1 protein-coding gene is annotated in these 2,332 nt (G+C 47.2%); it reads left to right on the forward strand.

Going from position 1 to position 2,332, the window contains the following annotated elements:
• Window positions 1–411 precede the first annotated feature (411 nt).
• On the forward strand, window positions 412–2,130 hold the full coding sequence (locus tag F6K20_RS34560; protein ID WP_287297813.1) for a diflavin flavoprotein: 1,719 nt from the start codon (window positions 412–414) through the stop codon (window positions 2,128–2,130).
• The last annotated feature ends 202 nt before the right edge of the window (window positions 2,131–2,332 follow it).

The following is a 2,332-nucleotide window of genomic DNA, read 5'->3' on the forward strand; positions in this document are numbered from 1 at the left end:
TCCAAGGTTGAAGGTTGAAGATTGAAGGTTGGTTGGTTGAAGGTTGAACGCGATGGACGCGCGTCCCGCTTTGCTGCGAAGCGCGTGGCCTAAAAGCCAAGGTTGAATGTTGAAGGTTATTGAACGCGATGGACGCGCGTCCCGCTTTGCTGCGAAGCGCGTGGCCGAAAGGCCAAGGTTGAACGCGATGGACGCGCGTCCCGCTTTGCTGCGAAGCGCGTGGCCTAAAAGCCAAGGTTGGTTAAGGCTAGGATTAGCCTAGGGCATTAGCTATCAGCTATTGGTGGTGACTGAACTATAACCAATCCTAAATCAGAGCTATAGCATATTTAAATCCAGCTTTCGCAAATATTTGTGTAAAAATAAAGAAAAGTTACATAACTTAAAAATAGCGGATAAAGGAGTAAAGGGATGGTAGTACTCACTGACCGGGTTCAAAAGCGGCTAACCATAGAGACTAGCGAGATTGCTCCAGATACCACAACTATTCGTTCTTTGGATTGGGATCGCGATCGCTTCGACATCGAATTTGGACTACAAAACGGCACCACGTACAACTCGTATCTGATTCGGGGTGAGAAAATTGCCTTGGTCGATACCTCCCATGAAAAATTCCGCCAGCTATATTTAGATACTCTAACTGGACTAATTAACCCTACCGATATTGATTACCTAATTATCAGCCATACCGAACCAGACCACAGTGGCTTAGTCAAAGATATCCTTGCACTGGCTCCAGATATTACTGTGGTGGGCTCAAAAGTGGCAATCCAGTTCCTGGAAGACTTTGTACATCAACCGTTTCAGCGCCAAATTGTCAAAACTGGTAATCAGCTAGATTTAGGCAATGGGCATATCCTGGATTTTGTTAATGCCCCTAATCTCCATTGGCCCGACACCATGCTCACTTACGATGCCGGGACTAAGGTGCTGTATACTTGTGATGTGTTTGGCATGCACTACTGCTCTGCTAGCACCTATGATGACAACCTCAGCGCTATCGAAGCAGATTATCGATTTTACTACGAATGCCTGATGGCTCCCAATGCCCGTTCAGTGCTATCTGCTCTCAAGCGGATGGATAAGTTGGGAGAGGTGACTACTATTGCTAATGGTCATGGTCCTCTACTGCGCCACAATGTAGAACAACTGGTAGGAAATTACCGCAACTGGAGTCAAGCTAAGGCCAAGGCAGAAAAATCCGTTGTTGTGTTTTATGTCTCAGATTATGGCTATAGCGATCGCATTTCTCAAGCGATCGCCCTAGGGATTACCAAAACTGAGATTGCTGTGGAGATGATGGACCTCAAATCCGCTGACCCCCAAGAGGTTCAGGAAGCGGTCAACCGCGCGGCTGGCATAGTGATTGGCATGGCTCCAGCCACAAACAGCAACACTACAGCAGCAGTTAGCACGGTATTGGCTGCGGTCAAATCCAAGCAATCCTTTGGTCTGTTTGAATCCTATGGCGAAGATGACGAACCGATTGACCCCCTACGCAGTCAATTGAGAAGCCTAGGACTCAAAGAAGCCTTTCCTGGGATTCGCATCAAAGACACTCCTAGTGAAACCACTTACAAGCTTTGTGAAGAAGCTGGTACTGACATCGGGCAATGGTTGAGTCGCGATCGCTTGATCAAGAACATGAAATCCCTAGATACAGACCTAGACAAAGCCCTAGGTCGTATCAGTGGTGGGTTATACATCATTACCGCTAAGAAAGGGGATGTCAAGAGTGCGATGTTAGCCTCTTGGGTGAGCCAAGCTAGCTTCGAGCCTCTCGGTTTCACCATTGCTGTAGCCAAAGACCGGGCGATTGAATCCTTGATGCAAGTGGGAGACCGCTTTGTACTCAATGTACTGGAAGAAGGCAACTACCAAGACTTGATGAAACACTTCCTCAAGCGCTTCAAACCTGGTGCTGACCGCTTTGCAGGGGTTAATACACAAACCGCAGAAAACGGTTCCCCGATTCTGAGCGACGCCCTAGCCTATCTAGAGTGTAAAGTTACCACTCGTATGGAGTGTAGTGATCATTGGATTGTTTACTCTACCGTTGACACCGGACGGGTTTCTAAGCCAGAGTCTCTGACTGCTATCCACCATCGGAAAGTGGGAAATCATTACTAAACATTAATAGCAGTTCTAAATGTAATCGGCTAACCTGAACCATGAACACTACAAAACCCCGTGACGTCCAACCTCTCTATATTGCTACCGATACCCTCATATTGCGATCGCGTACTTGGGACCGGCTCAAATTTGAAATCGAATATGCCTTGCAACGAGGCACCACTGCTAATTCTTTTGTCATTAGAGATGATCAAATCGA

Source organism: Moorena sp. SIO2C4 (assembly GCF_010672485.1).
Lineage (GTDB): Bacteria > Cyanobacteriota > Cyanobacteriia > Cyanobacteriales > Coleofasciculaceae > Moorena > Moorena producens.